Source organism: Streptomyces katrae, from assembly GCF_000966975.1.
Taxonomy (GTDB): domain Bacteria; phylum Actinomycetota; class Actinomycetes; order Streptomycetales; family Streptomycetaceae; genus Streptomyces; species Streptomyces katrae.
The window spans coordinates 1-1064 of record NZ_JZWV01000343.1 but is presented as its reverse complement, the minus strand read 5'-3'; the positions used below and the strand labels follow the sequence as shown (position 1 = coordinate 1064).

Here is a 1064-nt window from a genome sequence, read left to right as displayed (position 1 = left end):
CGCGGAAGGACGATGAGACTGGCGGGAAGCCCCCAACCCTCTCTGAGACCGCCCGGCTCAGGCTCCGGCCTCCCCCGCTCCCGGCCGGCAGGCCCGTCCCGTCCCGCCGCTGTACCGCCGGGAGGCGGGTGGGCAACCACCGCACGGCCCCGGCACCTCGAAGGGGCGATGGCGGGCCCCAGCCGTCGGCTACCCCCGCGCCCCCGCCGTCGTCCGCAGCGCCGTCAGGACCCTGGCCACCGCCGGGGTCGACTCCGCGCCCCGGCGGAGGGCCGCTACCACGTGGCGGGTCGGGCGGTCGTGGGTGAGGACGCGGAGGGTGACGCCCGCCGCGCGGGCCGAGACCATGCGGGGGACCAGGGCGACGCCCATGCCGGCCTCCACCATCGCCAGGATCGCCGTCCAGCCGGATGCCGTGTGGGCCTGTTCGGGGAGGAAGCCCGCCGCCTCGCAGGCGGAGCGGGTGATCTCCGACCAGGGGCCGCTGCCTCCGTAGATCCAGCGGTCCGAGGAGAGGTCCGCCAGGCGGATCACGGGGGCCTGTGCGAGCGGGTGCTCCGGGGGGAGGGCCACGTCCAGGGGGTCCACGAGGAGGGGGATCCGGGTGAAGCGGCTGTCGTCGCCCGCGCTGTGGGCGGCCAGGGAGAGTGCCAGGTCGACGGCGCCGGTGGAGAGGAGGTCGTACGATTCCGCCGCGTCCGTTTCCCGGATCCTCACCTCCACGGCCGGGTGCTGCTCCTTGAGGGCCGCGACGGCCGGGACGACCAGGGACGGGATGGCGGTGGAGAAGGCGCCGACGCGGACTTCGCCCACTTCGCCGGAGAGGTAGCCGGCCAGTTCGGCGTCGGCGCGTTCGAGCTGGGCGAAGACGGCGTCGGCGTGGTGCAGGACCAGGTGGGCGGCGTCGGTGAGGCGGACGCCGCGGCCCTGGGCCTCCAGCAGGACGACGCCCAGCCGGCGGGCGAGGTTGGTCAGTTGCTGCGAGACGGCCGAGGGCGTCATGTGCAGCGCCTCGGCCGTCGCGGTCACCGTGCCCCGGTCGGCCAGGGTCCGGAGGATGCGGA

Annotated in this window: 1 protein-coding gene; it reads right to left on the bottom strand. The window is 75.8% G+C overall.

The window, feature by feature from the left end:
• Window positions 1-189: 189 nt before the first annotated feature.
• Window positions 190-1064 (bottom strand): LysR family transcriptional regulator (locus VR44_RS13435; RefSeq protein WP_063778917.1); only part of this gene is annotated, 875 nt, incomplete at its 5' end.